Here is a 16,464-nt window from a genome sequence, read left to right on the forward strand (position 1 = left end):
TCTATCTTCCCAACCACGGTAGTGGGTTAACGGCCTGACCCTGGCGACGAATTTCGAAATAGAGCGATGGCGTTCCCTGGCCTCCGCTGGTACCCACCAAGGCTATCGGTTGGCCGGCGCGCACCTGTGCCCCGACGTTAACCAGTGCACTTTGGTTGTAGCCGTACAGGCTCATGTCACCCTTACCGTGTTCGATGACGACAACCAGGCCATAGCCCTGCAGCCAGTCGGCCAGTAGCACGCGACCGTCGGCGATAGCTTTCACTTCGCTGCCTTCGGCGGCGGAGATCACCATGCCTTTCCAGCGTAGTTCACCTTGCAGCTGTTCACCGAAACCATGCAACGTGCGGCCGCGGACCGGCCATATTGCCTGCCCACCCGGTCTGCCAAGGCCGCCGGTACGGGCCATCAGTGAACGGTCGGCTTCGCTTGGCTTATAGCTGGTGCCGGTTTTCTTCGCCTGCTGTTCTTTGACGCGAACCTGCTCGCGAACCTTGGCGGCCTCACGCGCTTCGCGTTCCGCTCGGGCACGGGCTTCTCGTTCGGCACGGGCAATCTTGTCGCGCATGCGGGTTTCGTTCTGGCGCAGTTCCACCAGACGCTGCTGATCTTTTTCCAGCGAGGCTTCCAGCGCGGTCAGCGTTTTCTTACGTGCACCGCGTGCCTGCTCCAGTTTCTGCTGCTGCGTTTGTTGTTCGCCTAGCAGCGATTTCTGTTGGCCCTGCTTGGCCACCAGCGTGGTTTTTTGCTTTGCCAGCTCGGCGCGGGTTTGCTTCAGTTCTTCAATGGTTTGCTGACGCGCGTCGTTCAGGTAGCCGAAGTAAGCCAAAATACGCTCGCTACGCTGGCTCTCTTCACCGCTGAGGATCAATTGCACGGCGCTGTGCTGGCCCTGGCGGAAGGCGGCATCGAGCTGTTTGGCGAGGATTTCCTGCTGGGTGGATTGCTGCTTTTGCAGCTTGGCGATTGAGGCATTCAGGCCGGAGATATCTTTCCCCAGTTGGCTCAATGTGCTTTGGGTGTCACGCAGCAGGCGGCTGGCCTGCGCGATGGTTTTTTCTTGCTGCTTAAGCTGATCCTGCAATGAGCTGCGCTGTTGCTGCTGCTGCTTAACCGCCTTTTCTTTCTCGGCGATGCTTTGCTGGATGTCTTTGAGCTGGGATTTATTGTCTTCCGCCGCCTGGCTGGCTAACGGCAACAACAAGACGCCAGCGTAAAATACGCTGGCGCACAGGGTGGTTAACTTCCTTGGCGCGTTGCGTTCAGGCAGCGGCTGGCTGCCTGGGTTTGCGCTTCGGGTTACCCTTGATAGTGCAAAAAACGCCTTTTCCCTCATAGGGAAGGATTATTCCACGATGAACAGCGGCTTACCAGTCATCTCTTGCGGGATTTCCATTCCCATCAGCGTCAGCATGGTCGGCGCGATGTCCGAAAGCTTGCCGCCGTTGACTGCGCGGGCAGGCTTGCCGATGTAAATCAGCGGTACCGGAAGGCTGGTGTGGGCGGTGTGCGCCTGACCGGTCGCCGGATCGCGCATTTGCTCGGCATTACCGTGGTCGGCGGTGATCAGCAGTTGCCCGTCGACGGCTTTCACCGCTTCGACGACCTGGGCGATGCAGCCGTCCAGCGTTTCCACCGCTTTCACTGCCGCGTCGTAAACCCCGGTATGACCCACCATATCGCCATTTGGATAATTGCAGATGATGGCGTCGTACTTGCCGCTGTTAATGGCGGTCAGCAGTTTGTCGGTCAGTTCGGCGGCGCTCATTTCTGGCTGCAGATCGTAGGTCGCGACCTTCGGTGAGTTGATCAGCACACGTTCTTCCCCGGCAAACGGCTCTTCAACGCCGCCATTATAGAAGAAGGTGACGTGGGCGTATTTTTCGGTTTCCGAAATGCGCAGCTGGGTTTTGTCGTGCTTCATTAACCATTCGCCGAAGGTGTTGTTCAACGATGCCGGTGGATAGGCGCAGGGAACTTTGATGTCGGCAGCGTATTCGGTCAGCATCACGAAATCACCAAAGTTGATGACTTTGGCGCGTGGGAAACCGTCGAAATCCGCATTTACGAAGGCACGAACGATCTGGCGTGCGCGATCGGCGCGGAAGTTCATGAAAATCAGTGCGTCGCCGTCGTGCAGTTCGGCAGTGGCCTCCCCGGCAGTCTGGAGAACGGTCGGCTTGACGAACTCGTCGTTCTCGCCACGCTGGTAAGCGGCCTGCAGGGCAGCAACGGCGTTGTCGGCGACAAAGTCGCCCTTGGCCTGGGTCAGTAAATCATAAGCCAGTTGAACGCGATCCCAGCGGTTGTCGCGGTCCATGGCGTAGTAACGGCCGATCAGCGATGCGATACGCCCGCAGCCGAGGCTGGCAAAGGTATCGCTAAAGCGTTGCAAGGAGGGTTCAGCACTGCGAGGCGGGGTATCGCGACCGTCGAGGAAGGCATGCAGGTAAACGGCTTTGGCACCGCGTTGCGCGGCCAGTTCAATCATGGCCAGAATATGGTCTTCGTGGCTGTGCACGCCGCCCGGCGACAGCAACCCCATGATATGCACTGCTTTGCCGGCCTGCACGGCCTTGTCGACCGCCGCCGTCAGCGTTGGGTTAACGAAGAAATCGCCTTCTTTGATTTCTTTATCCAACCGGGTCAGATCCTGATAAACGATGCGCCCGGCCCCCAGGTTGACGTGCCCGACTTCCGAGTTGCCCATCTGACCGTCAGGCAGGCCGACATCCAGCCCGGATGCGGCGATAAGAGTATGCGGCTGTTGTTGCCACAGGCGATCCATCACCGGCGTTTTGGCGTTCATAATGGCGTTGTCCTGTTGCTCCTCACGGTGGCCGTAGCCGTCCAGGATCACCAGTACCATCGGTTTTTTGTTGCTCGACATTGCATTAACCTCGTTATGAATTTTAAGTTGTGAATAGCCATCAGCCCGTGCCCGGAGTGATGGCTATTCACCCTAAAAACCGGCCGATTTTACAACGCCGACGGTTAAAAAGAGCCCAGAGAGATCAAAGTTGCGGTCAACAAGGTCGGCTTTTAGGCTGTGGCGCAGTGAATTTCTCAGCGTAGCCCGCAGTTTCTGCAATAGCGCTTGCTTATTGGCTGTATTTGCTGCACTCGGCAGGTATACTCTGGAACCTTGAGTTATTTTTTCCTTAAACTGACGGGAGTTGTTACACCCCATGCTGCAAGAAATTATGCAATTCGTTAGCAAGCATCCCATACTGAGCCTGGCCTGGATCGCCCTGCTGGTTGCGGTGATCGTCATGACCTTCAAGAGCCGTTTCTCCAAGGTGAAAGAGATCACCCGTGGTGAAGCCACCCGACTGATTAATAAAGAAGATGCCGTTGTGGTGGATACCCGCAGCCGTGATGATTTCCGCAGAGGCCACTTGGCCAACGCCATTAACCTGACCGCCAGCGAAATCAAAAGCGGCAGCCTGGGCGAGCTGGAAAAACACAAGGCTCAGCCGATCATCGTGGTGTGTGCCAACGGCACCACTTCCCGCGAGCCGGCAGAAAACCTGCACAAGGCGGGTTTCGAAAATGTCACCACGCTGAAGGACGGGATTGCCGGCTGGAGCGGGGAAAACCTGCCATTAGTACGCGGTAAGTAATTATTTAACGTAGTTGAGGTGGTAATCCATGGCTAACATTGATATCTACACCAAAGCGACCTGCCCGTTCTGCCATCGCGCCAAAGCGCTGCTGAACAGCAAGGGCGCCGCGTTTAACGAAATCGCCATCGATGGCGATAATGAAAAACGCGAAGCGATGATTGCGCGCAGTGGGCGCACCACCGTGCCTCAGATTTTCATCGATGGCCAACATATCGGCGGCTGCGATGATTTATATGAACTCGATGCTCGTGGTGGTCTGGATCCGCTGCTTTAAGCGGGCCGCTACCGGTTACTGAGTGTCAATAAGGACGTTTAACCAAGGGTATTACACACATGTCAGAACAAAACAGCACAGAGATGGCTTTCCAGATTCAGCGCATTTACACCAAGGATATCTCCTTCGAAGCGCCAAAAGCGCCGCAGGTTTTCCAGCAGGAATGGCAGCCAGAAGTTAAACTGGATCTAGATACCGCTTCCAGCCAGTTGGCTGACGAAGTGTATGAGGTTGTACTGCGCGTAACCGTGACGGCGTCTCTGGGCGAAGAAACTGCGTTCCTGTGTGAAGTGCAGCAGGCGGGCATCTTCTCCGTAGCGGGCATCGACGGCACGCAGCTGGCGCATTGCCTGGGCGCATACTGCCCGAACATTCTGTTCCCGTATGCGCGTGAGTGCATCACCAGCCTGGTTTCTCGCGGTACATTCCCGCAGCTGAACCTGGCACCGGTTAACTTTGACGCGCTGTTCATGAACTATCTGCAGCAGCAGGCGGAAGGCGAAGGTGCCGCACCACATCAGGATGCCTGATGAACAGCGTCAATGCTTCAATGACCGTTATCGGTGCCGGCTCGTACGGCACCGCATTAGCTATTACGCTGGCGCGTAACGGCCACTCCGTGGTGCTCTGGGGCCATAACCCCGAGCAGATTCAAAAAATGCAGCACGATCGCTGCAATCAGGCCTTTCTTCCCGACGTCACCTTCCCCGATACGCTGTTGCTTGAAGCCGATTTGGCCCGTGCGCTGGCGGCTAGTCGCGACGTGCTGGTGGTGGTGCCAAGCCATGTATTCGGTGATGTGCTACGCCAGTTGAAACCGCATTTGCGGCCGGATGCCCGTATCGTTTGGGCAACCAAAGGGCTGGAGGCAGAAACTGGTCGGCTGTTGCAGGACGTGGCGCGCGAAGCACTGGGCGAAGCCATTCCGCTGGCGGTGGTCTCCGGACCGACGTTCGCCAAAGAGCTGGCTGCCGGGCTGCCTACCGCCATTGCGTTGGCCTCTACCGATGCGCAGTTCGCCGATGACTTGCAGCAGTTGCTGCACTGCGGCAAAAGTTTCCGCGTCTACAGCAACCCCGATTTTATCGGCGTGCAGTTGGGCGGGGCGGTGAAAAACGTGATTGCCATTGGCGCTGGGATGTCAGACGGTATCGGGTTTGGTGCCAATGCCCGTACCGCATTGATTACCCGCGGCTTGACGGAAATGACACGCCTTGGCTCTGCTCTGGGTGCCGATCCTTCGACCTTCATGGGCATGGCAGGGCTGGGCGATCTGGTGTTAACCTGCACCGATAACCAATCGCGCAACCGCCGCTTCGGTATTATGCTGGGGCAGGGAAAAGGCGTGCAGGAAGCGCAGGACAGTATAGGTCAGGTGGTCGAAGGCTATCGCAATACCAAAGAGGTATTGGCGTTGGCGCAGCGGCACGGCGTTGAAATGCCGATTACCGAACAGATTTACCAGGTGCTGTACTGCCATAAAGATGCCCGCGAGGCCGCGCTAAGCCTGTTGGGGCGGACCAGAAAAGACGAAAAACACAACGCTTGACCTATAAAATAGAATGCGGGGCGGCATGCTGACCCCGGCAACTGAATTGGGCTGCCTGATTGCTATGCGATGAGGCAGCCTGTTTTGCAAGGCGGAGAGGAACCTGATGTCGTCAGAAGAGTTAGAGCAGGTCTGGAATAGCATTAAATCAGAGGCGAGAGAGCTGGCTGAGTGTGAACCGATGCTGGCTAGCTTTTATCATGCGACGTTGCTCAAGCACGATAACCTGGGCGGTGCGCTCAGCTATATTCTGGCAAACAAGCTGGCAAATCCCATTATGCCGGCCATTGCGGTGCGTGAAGTGGTGGAAGACGCCTACTTAGCCGACCAGCAAATGATCGCTTCGGCCGCCCGTGACATCCTGGCCGTGCGCCTGCGAGACCCGGCGGTAGATAAATATTCAACGCCGCTGCTGTACCTGAAAGGTTTTCATGCGCTGCAGGCCTACCGTATCGGCCACTGGCTGTGGCTGCAGGGGCGGCAAGCATTGGCGATATATCTGCAGAATCAGATTTCGGTCGCTTTCGGCGTGGATATCCACCCGGCGGCCACGATTGGCTGCGGCATTATGCTTGACCACGCTACTGGTATCGTGATCGGTGAAACTGCCGTAGTAGAAAATAACGTGTCTATTCTGCAGTCGGTTACCCTTGGTGGTACCGGAAAGACCAGCGGCGACCGCCATCCGAAGATCCGTGAGGGCGTAATGATTGGCGCCGGGGCTAAAATTCTCGGCAATATCGAAGTGGGTAAAGGCGCTAAAATCGGTGCTGGCTCGGTGGTGCTGCAGTCTGTACCTGCGCATACGACCGCCGCGGGCGTGCCTGCACGCCTCGTCGGCCGGCCAGAAAGCGATACGCCGTCGATGGATATGGACCAGTACTTCAACGGTACTAATCACGGTTTTGAATACGGTGACGGGATTTAATCCGGTGAGTTGACGAATAAAATCGGGGGAGCTTTGGCTCCCCCGATTTTTTTCTTCGCAGGGTTAACCCTGTTTAGGGAAGTTGGTGATGTCTTTAACCATGTCGTCGATCGCGGCTTTGACGTCTTCCGCTGTTACCGGTGAGCTGTCGTTGCTGACGGTTTTACCATAGGCTTTACGAGCGACTTCCAGCACCGTTTTGCCGGTGTCCTGATCGATCAATTCACCTTCGATATACAGCGTGGTGTTTTGGGTTCTGTGACCGCTGGCTGCCATGGTGCTGGCAACCACAGCCGCGACCGGTACCACCTCATAGAATTTCATATCTTCGTTTTCTGCAGACACTGCCGTGATGGCGAGTTTAGCCACCAGCACGCGTGATCCGGCCGGACTATTGAGTACGGTAAAGCGATCTTGAAGCGCGGTTTTAATCCGCTGAGAAGCGTAAGCCTTTATTTTATTCAGCGTATCTTGGCTAACGCGCGTCGTCGGTTTTTCAGCAGGGAAATAGACTACTGGCTCAAAATACAGGCCGCGGTAGTTGGACTCTTTGTAGCTTGGGTCGATCCAGCGCAGCGTTTTGTGGCCGCTTGGTGATGTGGTTTCCTGCAGTTTGCTGTAGTCAGACAGGAATCCCGAGTACTGATCCGTTTTGGTTACTTTGGACGAACAGCCCGCCAGTAACAGGCCCGCTGCCAAAACCGCCATGGCAACGCCCAAACGTTGTTTTTTCATACGATTTCCTATGATGAATGTCGATTACCCTTACAAAACATAGCTTATTATCCTCTGGGGCAGTGAATGTTTTCGGCGCTCGCCGTGCCCTGTTTCTGCATTCTTTTGACAGTATCGTGATATGCCGCTGGTTTTAGGCACTCAGCGTTCGCGAAAGTGAAAGCAGTGCCTTTTCTGCTTGCTCCCGCGTCGTCTCCAGCGCCATTTGCCACTGCGGCAACAGCGGCCAGAGATCTTGCTGGTTTTCGGCCTGCTGGCACCAGACAAAACGATCGTGCCAATCTCCGAGTGCGCTTTGTGCCGTTTTCAGGCTGGCGACGGTTTCAGGCGTGATGAGGGAGAGTTGAGAATAGGCTTCGGCAATATAACGCAGACGCTTAACCAGCAGGCGCAGTTGGTGCCGATCGTAATGTATGTCGGCCAATGCCAGGCGTAGCTGTTTTACCTGGAGGCGCAGGCGGAGGGCAACACGACGTTTGATGTGTCGGGGTTGAGTTCGATGGAAGGTTTTTGGCCAGATATGTAGCAGAGTGGGAAAGTGGGTCAGCAACGGCTGTGACATCAGCGCGAGTTTGCGGCGGTGCAGCTCGGTTTTGCGCGTATTGGCCTGCCATGCCAACTGATGCAGTTCCAGTTCTGCGATCAGCACTTCCAGATCGCGTATCGGCGTAGTGATTTTTCCCAAGTCGGCAGCAGCGCTGCTGAGGCCAGTTACGCCGGGGATACCGCGTAATGGTCGCAGCAGACTTCTGATACGCTGCAGGTTGATGCGTACGTCGTGCAAGGCCTCAACGTCTGAGGTGTCCTGCAAACGCAGCAGCGCCTGATTCAGCGCGCGCTCGAGCCTGCGTAGCTGCGCAATAATGCTCTTAGCCAAAGCCATGCGATGTCCCCGGAGAGGCAACCTTTCAGTATTATCGTCTCCGCAGGAACGGTTGTCATTGATTAAGACTTAATCAGCGCGCCCGCGTAGTCCAACTGCCGCCAGGCTTCGTACACGACTACCGCGACAGCATTGGACAGGTTCATGCTGCGGCTTTGTGCCTGCATAGGGATGCGGATTTTCTGTTGTGCCGGCAAGGCGTCAAGGATCTCGGCGGGCAGACCGCGAGTTTCCGGTCCGAACAACAGGTAGTCGCCGGCCTGGTAGCTGACTGCGCTGTGTGCCGGGGTGCCTTTGGTGGTCAGGGCAAACAGACGCTGCGGATTTTCGCTGGCGATAAAGGCGGCGTAGTCGGCATGACGTCGGATACTGGCGAATTCATGGTAGTCCAGCCCCGCGCGGCGCAGGCGTTTATCGTCCCACGGGAAGCCCATTGGCTCTATCAGATGCAGTTGAAAACCGGTATTGGCGCACAGACGGATGATATTGCCGGTATTGGGTGGAATTTCAGGTTCGAATAAAACGATGTTCAGCATGTAAAAAGCCCCTCATGACGAGGGGCGCAGAATAGCAAAATCTTACCGGCCTGTCTTAGGCTATCAGCGTTGGTGGAGCGGTAACCACAGCACCAGACGCAGGCCGCCGAGCGGACTGTCTTCCGCTTTCACCCAGCCACGATGCTGGTTAACCGCCGCCTCTACGATGGCCAGGCCCAGACCTGTCCCGCCGGATGCGCGATCGCGTGCTTCATCGGTTCGATAGAACGGTCGGAATATTTGCTCGCGATCTTCCGCGCTGACACCGGGACCGTCGTCGTCGACAACAATGGTGATGCCTTGGTTGTCTGCGCTGAACGCCACGGCAATATGGGTGTTCGAATAACGCAGGGCATTACGCACGATATTTTCCAGCGCGCTATCCAGCGCACCGGCGTTACCGTACAGGGTCCACGGGCCGGGAGGGGAGGTGATCTCCAGCTGTTTGCCCATTTGTTCTGCTTCGAAGCTGGCGTCGTCCAGCACGTCGGCCCACAGTTCGTTGGCCAGCAAGCGCTCACGCACCAACTCACTTTTCTGTTGCCCACGCGACAACACCAGTAAATCGTTAATCATCGAGTCCAGACGCTGTGCTTCTGTTTCTATACGTGCCAGCTCGTGCCCTTCGCCGTGGCGACGGCGCATTAATGCCGTGGCCAGCTGCAGGCGGGTCAGCGGCGTGCGCAACTCATGCGAAATATCGGAGATCAGCCGTTGCTGAGCGGTCATCATGCGTTCCAACGCGCTGACCATTTGGTTAAAACTGGCGCCGGTCGCCAGGAACTCTTGTGGCCCGGCCTCCAGCTCTGGATGCTGTTTCAGGTTGCCACGTGCGACATCGTCCGCCGCATTCTTCAGCTTGCGCGCCGGTTTTGCCAGGCTCCAGGCCAGCCATAGCAGCAAGGGGGCGCTGATCAGCATAGTGACGATCAGCAGCAGCAGCGGCCGGTCGAACATCAGGTTGATAAAATCGGATTGTGGGCTGTTGGCAGGGCGGATCAGGTACAGCTGGTAGTTGTCTTCACCATCCCGCACCGAGAAAGGGCCGACCAGTTCGACACGGCCATATTTCTTCTTCTTCGGATGATCGGCGTTATCGGATTGGCCGATAAAATTGCGCACCAACTGCATTTCGTTGCGCTGCATGTTGCCAATCACCCGGCCTTCGCTGGTGACCAGTAGCAGGCGCTGCCCTGGCGGGGCCCATTTTTCAATGGCGCGGAATAAGCGCCGCCACCACATCAGATCGTTGGCCGGATCGTTTTGCAACTCGGCTTCGACGTGTTGTTCCAGCATCAGCCCCTGCCGCTGTTCGCTGTCCAGCAGCGAGGTCATTTGGCGGGAGTCTAACTTGGGCACCATCAACACCAACATCAGCACCAGGGCCAATGTGAACCAGAAAATGGCGAAGATGCGTGCCGTCAAACTGTTGATCATGTTGCAGATACCATTAAGTAACCCCGACCACGCAGCGTTTTGAACCACGGATGACCGTCTTTACGGTTCGGCAGCTTACGTCGCAGGTTGGAGATGTGCATATCGATAGCGCGATCAAAAGGCGTCAGTCGTTTACCCAGTACTTCCTGGCTCAGCAGTTCGCGTGACACCACTTGACCAAGGTGCTGCGCCAGCAGGTACAGCAGGGTAAATTCGGTGCCGGTGAGATCCAGCGTTTGGCCGTCGAAGCTGGCTTCCTGGCGACCCGGGTTGAGCTGCAGGCCGTCTACGTCCAGCGTTGGTGCGCCGGTATCGACATTCTGCTGTTGTTCGCTCCAGTTGGAACGGCGCAGAATTGCGCGGATACGTGCCACCAGTTCGCGATCGTTAAAGGGTTTTGGCAGGTAGTCATCGGCGCCCAGTTCCAGGCCCAAAACGCGGTCAAGTTCACTGCCGCGAGCGGTCAGCATGATGACCGGCGTCTGGTGATGCTGACGCAGCTCTTTCAACGTATCGATACCGTTTTTCTTCGGCATCATGATATCGAGCAGTAGCAGATCGATGGAGCTGTCCAGTAGCGACAACGCCTGTTCGCCATCGTAAGCAACCACGATGGTAAAGCCTTCCATTTCAAGCAGTTCTTTTAACAGCGAGGTCAGCTCGCGGTCGTCGTCAACTAACAGAATTTTATTCATTATGTTTTACCTCCTGACGCAAAATACGTCATCAACTGTTGGCATTCCATGACTTTACGTAGTTTTACATGCACTGACGCATGTTTGCAGGTGCAGCAGTACACTGCTCCTCGTTGATTCGCAAAGTGAGAAAGCACGAGGAGTTGAAATGCGTAAGGTGACCGCATTAGTTATGGCATCAATGCTGGCAATAGGTTCTACCGCTGCGTTCGCTGCCGACACTACATCGGAAACTGCACCGACTCCCGGAAACGATGCGACCACCAGAACACCTGGCCAACACCACATGTTTGACGGTGTCAGCCTGACTGAGCAACAGCGCCAGCAAATGCGCGATTTAATGCGCCAGGCGCGCCACGATCTGCCAGGTGTCAATGTAGCTGAAATGGAAGCCATGCATAAGCTGGTGACCGCAGACAAATTTGATGAAGCCGCCGTGTATGCCCAGGCGGAACAGATGGCCCAGCAGCAGGTTAAGCGTCAGGTCGAAATGGCCCGGGTACGCAACCAAATGTATAACCTACTGACGCCACAGCAAAAAAGCGTTTTAGACCAGAAACATCAGCAGCGCATGCAGCAGATGGAGCAACAGATTTCTGGTTTGCAGCAAACTTCTGCCCAGAAGTTAAGTACGACTGAGTAGTCCCCTGTTTTTTCCTTGCCATAGACACCATCCCTGTCTTCCCCCGCCATGATGGCGGGGTTTTTTTTATCCATCAATTACAGCTTGATAGCCCGCCAGGCAACTCTGCAAGGTTAAACCACAGAGTATGGACCATGACGACGTTTAGCGCCGGTCGCACGGATTGTTTGCATCGATATGGCGACATCCCTTCGCGATATGTACTGCGTTGGCGGCGGTTATCTGAAGGGCTTTTTTGCTCACCATTCCGTTATACTGGCCCTCTGAACGTTTAACCGGGATGGGTTATGGAACCGCAATATGCGCGTTTGGTGAAATCTGCCGCGTTAGCGGCCACCGTTTTGGCCTCAACGCTGTTACTGATCAAAATTGTCGCCTGGTACCGCACCGGTTCGGTGAGCCTGTTGGCCGCGCTGGTGGATTCGCTGGTGGATATTGCCGCGTCGCTGACCAACCTGCTGGTAGTACGTTACTCGCTGCAGCCGGCCGATGAGGAACATACCTTCGGGCACGGCAAGGCCGAATCGTTGGCGGCGCTGGCACAAAGCATGTTTATTTCTGGCTCGGCGCTATTTTTGTTTCTCACCGGTTTTCAGCATCTGTACTCACCGGAAACCTTGCGTGACCCTGGCATCGGTATTGCCGTGACGATAGTGGCGTTGGTCAGCACCCTGCTGTTGGTCACCTATCAGCGTTGGGTGGTAAGAAAAACTCGCAGTCAGGCCGTCCGAGCAGATATGCTGCATTATCAGTCAGATGTCATGATGAATGGTGCTATTCTTATAGCGCTTGCGCTAAGCTGGTACGGTTTTCACCGGGCAGATGCGCTGTTTGCACTGGGAATAGGCGTCTACATTCTTTATAGCGCGCTGCGAATGGGCAATGAAGCCGTGCAATCGCTGCTGGATCGGGCATTGCCGGACAACGAGCGCCAGGCGATTATCGACGTGATCTCCTCATGGCCTGGGGTCAAAGGCGCGCACGATCTACGCACTCGCCAGTCCGGTCCGACGCGTTTTATTCAGCTGCATCTGGAGATGGACGATGCGTTACCGCTGATGCAGGCGCATATTCTGGCTGAACAGGTGGAGCAGGCGCTGTTGCACCGTTTCCCGGGGGCTGATGTTCTTATCCATCAGGATCCTTGTTCTGTAGTGCCCGCGGGCCGACAGGGGCGTTGGGAGCTATAATTAATGCAGGATGACGAGCACGCACAGCGGATAAATAATGGCATTAGCTCCGCGTGCCATGACGCTTTTTTACCGCAATATTGCGTGACTTGAATCAATTCAGCTGGGTGTTTTTGCTATAATATCCAGCAATAAAGCCGTAAAGCTGGTTTTCTGCAGCCGGAGAGGTTTCAAGACAATCGGCGAATACAGAATTCTTAAGAAATTGCATCTACAGTTCAGAGGTAGTCATGATCAAGAAAATCGGTGTACTGACGAGTGGCGGTGATTCGCCGGGTATGAACGCTGCAATCCGCGGCGTTGTGCGTGCTGCACTTTCGGAAGGTCTGGAAGTTTTTGGTATTTACGATGGCTACCTTGGCTTGTACGAAGATCGCATGGAACAATTGGACCGCTATAGCGTGTCCGATATGATCAATCGCGGCGGCACTTTCCTCGGTTCAGCCCGCTTCCCTGAGTTCAGAGACGACAGCGTACGCGCCAAGGCAATTGAGAATCTGAAAAACCGCGGTATTGATGCGCTGGTGGTGATCGGCGGCGACGGTTCCTATATGGGCGCCAAACGCCTGACGGAAGAAGGTTTCCCTTGTATCGGCCTGCCAGGCACCATCGATAACGATGTGGCCGGTACCGACTACACCATCGGCTTCTTCACCGCGCTTGAAACCGTCGTGGAAGCTATTGACCGTCTGCGCGATACCTCATCTTCTCATCAGCGTATTTCCATCGTTGAAGTGATGGGGCGCTACTGTGGCGATCTGACCCTGGCGGCGGCGATTGCCGGCGGTTGTGAATTTATCGTATTGCCTGAAACCGAGTTCAACCGCGAAGACCTGGTCTGCGAAATCAAGGCCGGTATTGCCAAAGGCAAAAAACACGCGATAGTGGCGATCACCGAACACATCTGCGATATCGATGAGTTGGCTCGCCATATCGAACAAGAAACCAAGCGTGAAACCCGCGCGACCGTGCTGGGCCACATTCAGCGCGGCGGCTCACCGGTAGCTTATGACCGTATTCTGGCTTCCCGCATGGGCGCTTACGCGATTGAGTTGCTGCTGCAGGGCTACGGCGGCCGTTGCGTCGGTATCCAGAACGAGAAGATGGTGCACCACGACATCATCGATGCGATCGAAAACATGAAGCGTCCGTTCAAGGGCGACTGGCTGGATACAGCGAAAAAGCTGTACTGATCCCGCATTAATTCAGCTCGAGAAGCCTCCGCACGCGGAGGCTTTTTTTATGCCCGTGGTAGTTATATTCCAGAATCGTCTAGCCCAAAATTTTTTATTCTTTAATTGGCGGGAAAGTTTCTGGCAGGCTCTGATGCTAAATCAACCGATTGAGGTTGTGATTAATTTTCCTGGGAGAGCGAGTCGATGCGTATGCGTAAATGGGGTGTAGGTCTGACAATAATGCTGTTGGCGTCCGGCGCCATGGCGAAAGATATCCAACTGCTGAACGTTTCGTACGACCCGACACGCGAGTTCTATCAGGAATATAACACCGCATTCGGTAAATATTGGCAGCAGCAGACCGGCGATAAAGTGACGGTACGTCAGTCACATGGTGGCTCCGGCAAGCAGGCGACCTCGGTGATTAACGGTATTGAAGCCGATGTGGTCACGCTGGCGCTGGCCTATGACGTGGATGCCATTGCCGAACGCGGACGCATCGATAAAGATTGGATCAAACGTCTGCCGGACAACTCGGCACCTTATACCTCGACCATTGTATTTCTGGTGCGTAAAGGCAACCCAAAACAAATTCACGACTGGCCAGACCTGATTAAGCCGGGCGTCTCGGTGATCACCCCGAACCCGAAAACTTCCGGGGGCGCACGCTGGAACTATCTGGCGGCCTGGGGTTACGCACTACACCAGAACAATAACGATCAGGCCAAAGCGCAGGAGTTCGTTAAAAACCTGTATAAGAACGTCGAAGTGCTGGATTCCGGCGCACGCGGTTCAACCAATACCTTCGTTGAGCGTGGTATTGGCGATGTGCTGATCGCCTGGGAAAACGAAGCTTTGCTGGCGGAGAAAGAGCTGGGTAAAGACAAGTTTGAAATTATCACCCCAAGCGAATCGATTTTGGCGGAGCCGACCGTCTCGGTGGTGGATAAAGTGGTTGATAAGCGCGGTACCCGTGATGTGGCGACGGCTTACCTGAAATATCTGTATACGCCGGAAGGACAAACCATCGCGGCGAAAAACTACTACCGTCCGCGTGACGCGGCTGTGGCGGCCAAGTTTGCCGAGCAATTCCCGAAACTGAAGCTGTTCACGGTGGATGATACCTTCGGCGGCTGGACTCAGGCACAGAAGGTACACTTCGCCACCGGCGGTGTGTTCGACGAAATCAGCAAACGCTGATGCCTTGATGACAATAATAAAAAACCCCGGCTTGCCGGGGTTTTTTATTTAGCAGCCAGAGAAAGAAATCAGGCTTTTTTAGCAGCGGCAGCGGCTTTGACGATCACAGCGAAAGCATCGGCTTTCAGTGAGGCGCCGCCAACCAGCGCGCCGTCGATGTCCGGCTGAGTGAACAGCTCGGCGGCATTTTTATCGTTCACAGAACCGCCGTACTGGATGATCACTTCTGCAGCTACTGCAGCGTCCTGTTTAGCGATGTGATCGCGGATAAATTTGTGTACTGCCTGAGCCTGCGCAGGGGTGGCGGATTTACCGGTACCGATAGCCCAGATTGGCTCATAAGCGATAACCGCGCCTTTGAAGGCTTCTGCGCCCTGAGTTTTCAACACGGCGTCGATCTGGCGTGCACAAACTTCTTCGGTTTTACCCGCTTCGTTTTCTGCGTCGGTTTCACCGATGCACAGCACTGGGATCAGGCCGGCTTTTTTCAGCACGGCAAATTTCTCGGCGATCGCTGTATCGGTTTCTTTGTGGTAAGTACGACGCTCGGAATGGCCGATGATGATGTATTGCGCACCGATATCTTTCAGCATGTCGGCGGAAACTTCACCGGTGAATGCGCCGGACAGGTTCACGTCTACGTTTTGAGCGCCCAGAGCAATGCGGCTGCCGGCCAGTGCGTGTTTCGCCTGGTCCAGGTACATCACAGGCGGTGCGATAGCGACGCCACAGCCGTCAACGCTGCTCAGCTCATTGCGCAGAGCGGCGATCAGTTCGTTAACCATGTGAGTGCTGCCGTTAAGCTTCCAGTTACCCATAACTAATGGATGACGCATGTTTTTTCCTCCAACAAGGGAACGCGAGAGTCGAAATAACCACTGCCGGACCGGCAGTTTACCTGCCCAACAGTATAGAGATGATTAAGCGCGAAGGCTTTGCTTTTCGTCATTAAATAGCCTGCCGTTACGGCTCGGATAACGTCAGCTTAACCGGTTCAACAGCGAAAGTTACTCCTTTATCGCCGTTGTCTGCCACTACATAGCGGATCGCACCGACCTGCTGTTGGTAAAAGCGCTGGCCTTTGCCTTTTTCCAGCAGGTTGGCCACTTTACTCAGGCTTTTTTCCACCGTCAGCGTCGGTTCAAACTGGCGCATCAACGCGGCCATATAGCTGACGGCAATGGTGCGAGCGGCTTTTTCTTCGTTGCTCTGCTGTAGCGGCAGGTGGGTAATTTGCAGCGTTTTGATTTTTCCGGTGCCTTTTTCCAGCGCGGTTGAGGCATAGAGATTTTCGTTTAGCTTGCTGGCAGCGCGCGTCAACAGCGGCGTATCGTCTTCGGTCGTGGCAATAGCGCGGAATTCGCCGATCGGTAGCGTCGGGTTATCGCGGTTATATTTTTCGCGGAACTTCACCACCGTCAGATCAAACGTTGGCGCTCCGGCCAGCAGGTAGGGCGCGGTAGGTGAAGCGTTGGCGGGGGCATCCGGCGGATCGGCCCAGGCGCTGCCGATGCCCAGCAACAGGCAGGCAATGGCGATGGTTTTTCTCAGCATGGTATACACGGCATCAATGGCAAAGATGGCTCCGATTAA

Annotated in this window: 18 protein-coding genes; 9 read left to right on the plus strand and 9 right to left on the minus strand. The window is 55.4% G+C overall.

Features of this window, described 5'->3' with window-relative positions:
* Position 1 precedes the first annotated feature (1 nt).
* Together envC and gpmM are read right to left on the minus strand one after the other, a co-directional pair.
* On the minus strand, positions 2–1,336 hold the full coding sequence (envC, locus tag AAZT04_RS24420) for a murein hydrolase activator EnvC (RefSeq protein WP_262259577.1): 1,335 nt from the start codon (positions 1,334–1,336) through the stop codon (positions 2–4).
* A gap of 9 nt (positions 1,337–1,345) precedes the next feature.
* Positions 1,346–2,890, minus strand: coding sequence for a 2,3-bisphosphoglycerate-independent phosphoglycerate mutase (gpmM, locus tag AAZT04_RS24425; protein ID WP_174574904.1), 1,545 nt, complete (start codon positions 2,888–2,890; stop codon positions 1,346–1,348).
* A gap of 298 nt (positions 2,891–3,188) precedes the next feature.
* Between gpmM and AAZT04_RS24430 the strand changes: the two genes are divergently transcribed.
* The 5 genes from AAZT04_RS24430 to cysE all read left to right on the plus strand — a co-directional run bounded on the left by AAZT04_RS24430 (position 3,189) and on the right by cysE (position 6,377).
* A complete protein-coding gene (locus AAZT04_RS24430) occupies positions 3,189–3,623 on the plus strand; it encodes a rhodanese-like domain-containing protein (protein ID WP_434682113.1) in 435 nt (144 codons plus the stop codon).
* Positions 3,624–3,651: 28 nt separating this feature from the next.
* Positions 3,652–3,900, plus strand: a complete 249-nt coding sequence (gene grxC, locus AAZT04_RS24435; RefSeq protein WP_012147490.1) for a glutaredoxin 3 — start codon at positions 3,652–3,654, stop codon at positions 3,898–3,900.
* 59 nt (positions 3,901–3,959) lie between these two features.
* Positions 3,960–4,430 carry a protein-export chaperone SecB gene (gene secB, locus AAZT04_RS24440; protein WP_020837579.1) on the plus strand — a complete coding sequence of 157 codons (471 nt, stop codon included), beginning with the start codon at positions 3,960–3,962 and terminating at the stop codon, positions 4,428–4,430.
* Positions 4,430–5,449 (plus strand): NAD(P)H-dependent glycerol-3-phosphate dehydrogenase, encoded by a 1,020-nt coding sequence (gene gpsA, locus AAZT04_RS24445; RefSeq protein ID WP_020837578.1) that lies wholly within the window; start codon positions 4,430–4,432, stop codon positions 5,447–5,449. The genes secB and gpsA overlap by 1 nt, the downstream gene beginning before the upstream one ends.
* Positions 5,450–5,555: 106 nt before the next feature.
* Positions 5,556–6,377 carry a serine O-acetyltransferase gene (gene cysE / locus AAZT04_RS24450; RefSeq protein WP_046374883.1) on the plus strand — a complete coding sequence of 274 codons (822 nt, stop codon included), beginning with the start codon at positions 5,556–5,558 and terminating at the stop codon, positions 6,375–6,377.
* A gap of 63 nt (positions 6,378–6,440) precedes the next feature.
* Here the strand turns inward: cysE and AAZT04_RS24455 are convergent, their stop codons facing one another.
* The 5 genes from AAZT04_RS24455 to cpxR all read right to left on the minus strand — a co-directional run bounded on the left by AAZT04_RS24455 (position 6,441) and on the right by cpxR (position 10,663).
* Positions 6,441–7,112 carry a DUF3313 domain-containing protein gene (locus AAZT04_RS24455; protein WP_020837576.1) on the minus strand — a complete coding sequence of 224 codons (672 nt, stop codon included), beginning with the start codon at positions 7,110–7,112 and terminating at the stop codon, positions 6,441–6,443.
* Between the two features lie 133 nt (positions 7,113–7,245).
* Positions 7,246–7,995 (minus strand): CHAD domain-containing protein, encoded by a 750-nt coding sequence (locus tag AAZT04_RS24460; protein WP_262259576.1) that lies wholly within the window; start codon positions 7,993–7,995, stop codon positions 7,246–7,248.
* 62 nt (positions 7,996–8,057) lie between these two features.
* Positions 8,058–8,531, minus strand: a complete 474-nt coding sequence (gene trmL / locus AAZT04_RS24465; protein WP_020837573.1) for a tRNA (uridine(34)/cytosine(34)/5-carboxymethylaminomethyluridine(34)-2'-O)-methyltransferase TrmL — start codon at positions 8,529–8,531, stop codon at positions 8,058–8,060.
* Between the two features lie 63 nt (positions 8,532–8,594).
* Positions 8,595–9,968: an envelope stress sensor histidine kinase CpxA gene (gene cpxA / locus AAZT04_RS24470; RefSeq protein ID WP_020837572.1), complete on the minus strand. Its 1,374-nt coding sequence runs from the start codon at positions 9,966–9,968 to the stop codon at positions 8,595–8,597.
* A complete protein-coding gene (gene cpxR / locus AAZT04_RS24475) occupies positions 9,965–10,663 on the minus strand; it encodes an envelope stress response regulator transcription factor CpxR (protein WP_004953234.1) in 699 nt (232 codons plus the stop codon). Before cpxR ends, cpxA begins: the two co-directional genes overlap by 4 nt.
* Positions 10,664–10,811: 148 nt before the next feature.
* On the opposite strand from cpxR, the gene cpxP reads away from it, so the two are divergent.
* The 4 genes from cpxP to AAZT04_RS24495 all read left to right on the plus strand — a co-directional run bounded on the left by cpxP (position 10,812) and on the right by AAZT04_RS24495 (position 14,871).
* Complete coding sequence (cpxP, locus tag AAZT04_RS24480) at positions 10,812–11,306, plus strand: cell-envelope stress modulator CpxP (protein WP_041415106.1); 495 nt, start codon at positions 10,812–10,814, stop codon at positions 11,304–11,306.
* A 287-nt stretch (positions 11,307–11,593) separates the two neighbouring features.
* A complete protein-coding gene (gene fieF / locus AAZT04_RS24485) occupies positions 11,594–12,496 on the plus strand; it encodes a CDF family cation-efflux transporter FieF (protein WP_048762380.1) in 903 nt (300 codons plus the stop codon).
* A 230-nt stretch (positions 12,497–12,726) separates the two neighbouring features.
* Complete coding sequence (gene pfkA / locus AAZT04_RS24490) at positions 12,727–13,689, plus strand: 6-phosphofructokinase (RefSeq protein ID WP_020837567.1); 963 nt, start codon at positions 12,727–12,729, stop codon at positions 13,687–13,689.
* A gap of 192 nt (positions 13,690–13,881) precedes the next feature.
* On the plus strand, positions 13,882–14,871 hold the full coding sequence (locus AAZT04_RS24495; RefSeq protein ID WP_046375108.1) for a sulfate ABC transporter substrate-binding protein: 990 nt from the start codon (positions 13,882–13,884) through the stop codon (positions 14,869–14,871).
* A 68-nt stretch (positions 14,872–14,939) separates the two neighbouring features.
* On the opposite strand, the gene tpiA is transcribed toward AAZT04_RS24495, so the two are convergent.
* Complete coding sequence (gene tpiA, locus AAZT04_RS24500; RefSeq protein WP_434682116.1) at positions 14,940–15,707, minus strand: triose-phosphate isomerase; 768 nt, start codon at positions 15,705–15,707, stop codon at positions 14,940–14,942.
* 127 nt (positions 15,708–15,834) lie between these two features.
* The gene (locus AAZT04_RS24505) at positions 15,835–16,425 is read right to left on the minus strand and encodes a DUF1454 family protein (protein ID WP_020837562.1); all 591 of its coding nucleotides are present in this window, start codon (positions 16,423–16,425) and stop codon (positions 15,835–15,837) included.
* Positions 16,426–16,464: the final 39 nt, after the last annotated feature.

It is taken from the genome of Serratia sp. Je.1.23.a (assembly GCF_051129805.1).
GTDB classification, from domain to species: Bacteria; Pseudomonadota; Gammaproteobacteria; order Enterobacterales; family Enterobacteriaceae; genus Serratia; species Serratia liquefaciens.

What these genes read in the sequence shown, in the direction of transcription:
- tpiA (WP_434682116.1), bottom strand. Translation starts at nt 15,707, where the DNA reads ATGCGTCATCCATTAGTTATGGGTAACTGGAAGCTTAACGGCAGCACT.
- pfkA (WP_020837567.1), top strand. Translation starts at nt 12,727, where the DNA reads ATGATCAAGAAAATCGGTGTACTGACGAGTGGCGGTGATTCGCCGGGT.
- fieF (WP_048762380.1), top strand. Translation starts at nt 11,594, where the DNA reads ATGGAACCGCAATATGCGCGTTTGGTGAAATCTGCCGCGTTAGCGGCC.
- gpsA (WP_020837578.1), top strand. Translation starts at nt 4,430, where the DNA reads ATGAACAGCGTCAATGCTTCAATGACCGTTATCGGTGCCGGCTCGTAC.
- AAZT04_RS24460 (WP_262259576.1), bottom strand. Translation starts at nt 7,995, where the DNA reads ATGGCTTTGGCTAAGAGCATTATTGCGCAGCTACGCAGGCTCGAGCGC.
- secB (WP_020837579.1), top strand. Translation starts at nt 3,960, where the DNA reads ATGTCAGAACAAAACAGCACAGAGATGGCTTTCCAGATTCAGCGCATT.
- cpxR (WP_004953234.1), bottom strand. Translation starts at nt 10,663, where the DNA reads ATGAATAAAATTCTGTTAGTTGACGACGACCGCGAGCTGACCTCGCTG.
- cysE (WP_046374883.1), top strand. Translation starts at nt 5,556, where the DNA reads ATGTCGTCAGAAGAGTTAGAGCAGGTCTGGAATAGCATTAAATCAGAG.
- cpxA (WP_020837572.1), bottom strand. Translation starts at nt 9,968, where the DNA reads ATGATCAACAGTTTGACGGCACGCATCTTCGCCATTTTCTGGTTCACA.
- gpmM (WP_174574904.1), bottom strand. Translation starts at nt 2,890, where the DNA reads ATGTCGAGCAACAAAAAACCGATGGTACTGGTGATCCTGGACGGCTAC.
- AAZT04_RS24505 (WP_020837562.1), bottom strand. Translation starts at nt 16,425, where the DNA reads ATGCTGAGAAAAACCATCGCCATTGCCTGCCTGTTGCTGGGCATCGGC.
- trmL (WP_020837573.1), bottom strand. Translation starts at nt 8,531, where the DNA reads ATGCTGAACATCGTTTTATTCGAACCTGAAATTCCACCCAATACCGGC.
- grxC (WP_012147490.1), top strand. Translation starts at nt 3,652, where the DNA reads ATGGCTAACATTGATATCTACACCAAAGCGACCTGCCCGTTCTGCCAT.
- AAZT04_RS24430 (WP_434682113.1), top strand. Translation starts at nt 3,189, where the DNA reads ATGCTGCAAGAAATTATGCAATTCGTTAGCAAGCATCCCATACTGAGC.
- AAZT04_RS24455 (WP_020837576.1), bottom strand. Translation starts at nt 7,112, where the DNA reads ATGAAAAAACAACGTTTGGGCGTTGCCATGGCGGTTTTGGCAGCGGGC.
- cpxP (WP_041415106.1), top strand. Translation starts at nt 10,812, where the DNA reads ATGCGTAAGGTGACCGCATTAGTTATGGCATCAATGCTGGCAATAGGT.
- AAZT04_RS24495 (WP_046375108.1), top strand. Translation starts at nt 13,882, where the DNA reads ATGCGTAAATGGGGTGTAGGTCTGACAATAATGCTGTTGGCGTCCGGC.
- envC (WP_262259577.1), bottom strand. Translation starts at nt 1,336, where the DNA reads ATGAGGGAAAAGGCGTTTTTTGCACTATCAAGGGTAACCCGAAGCGCA.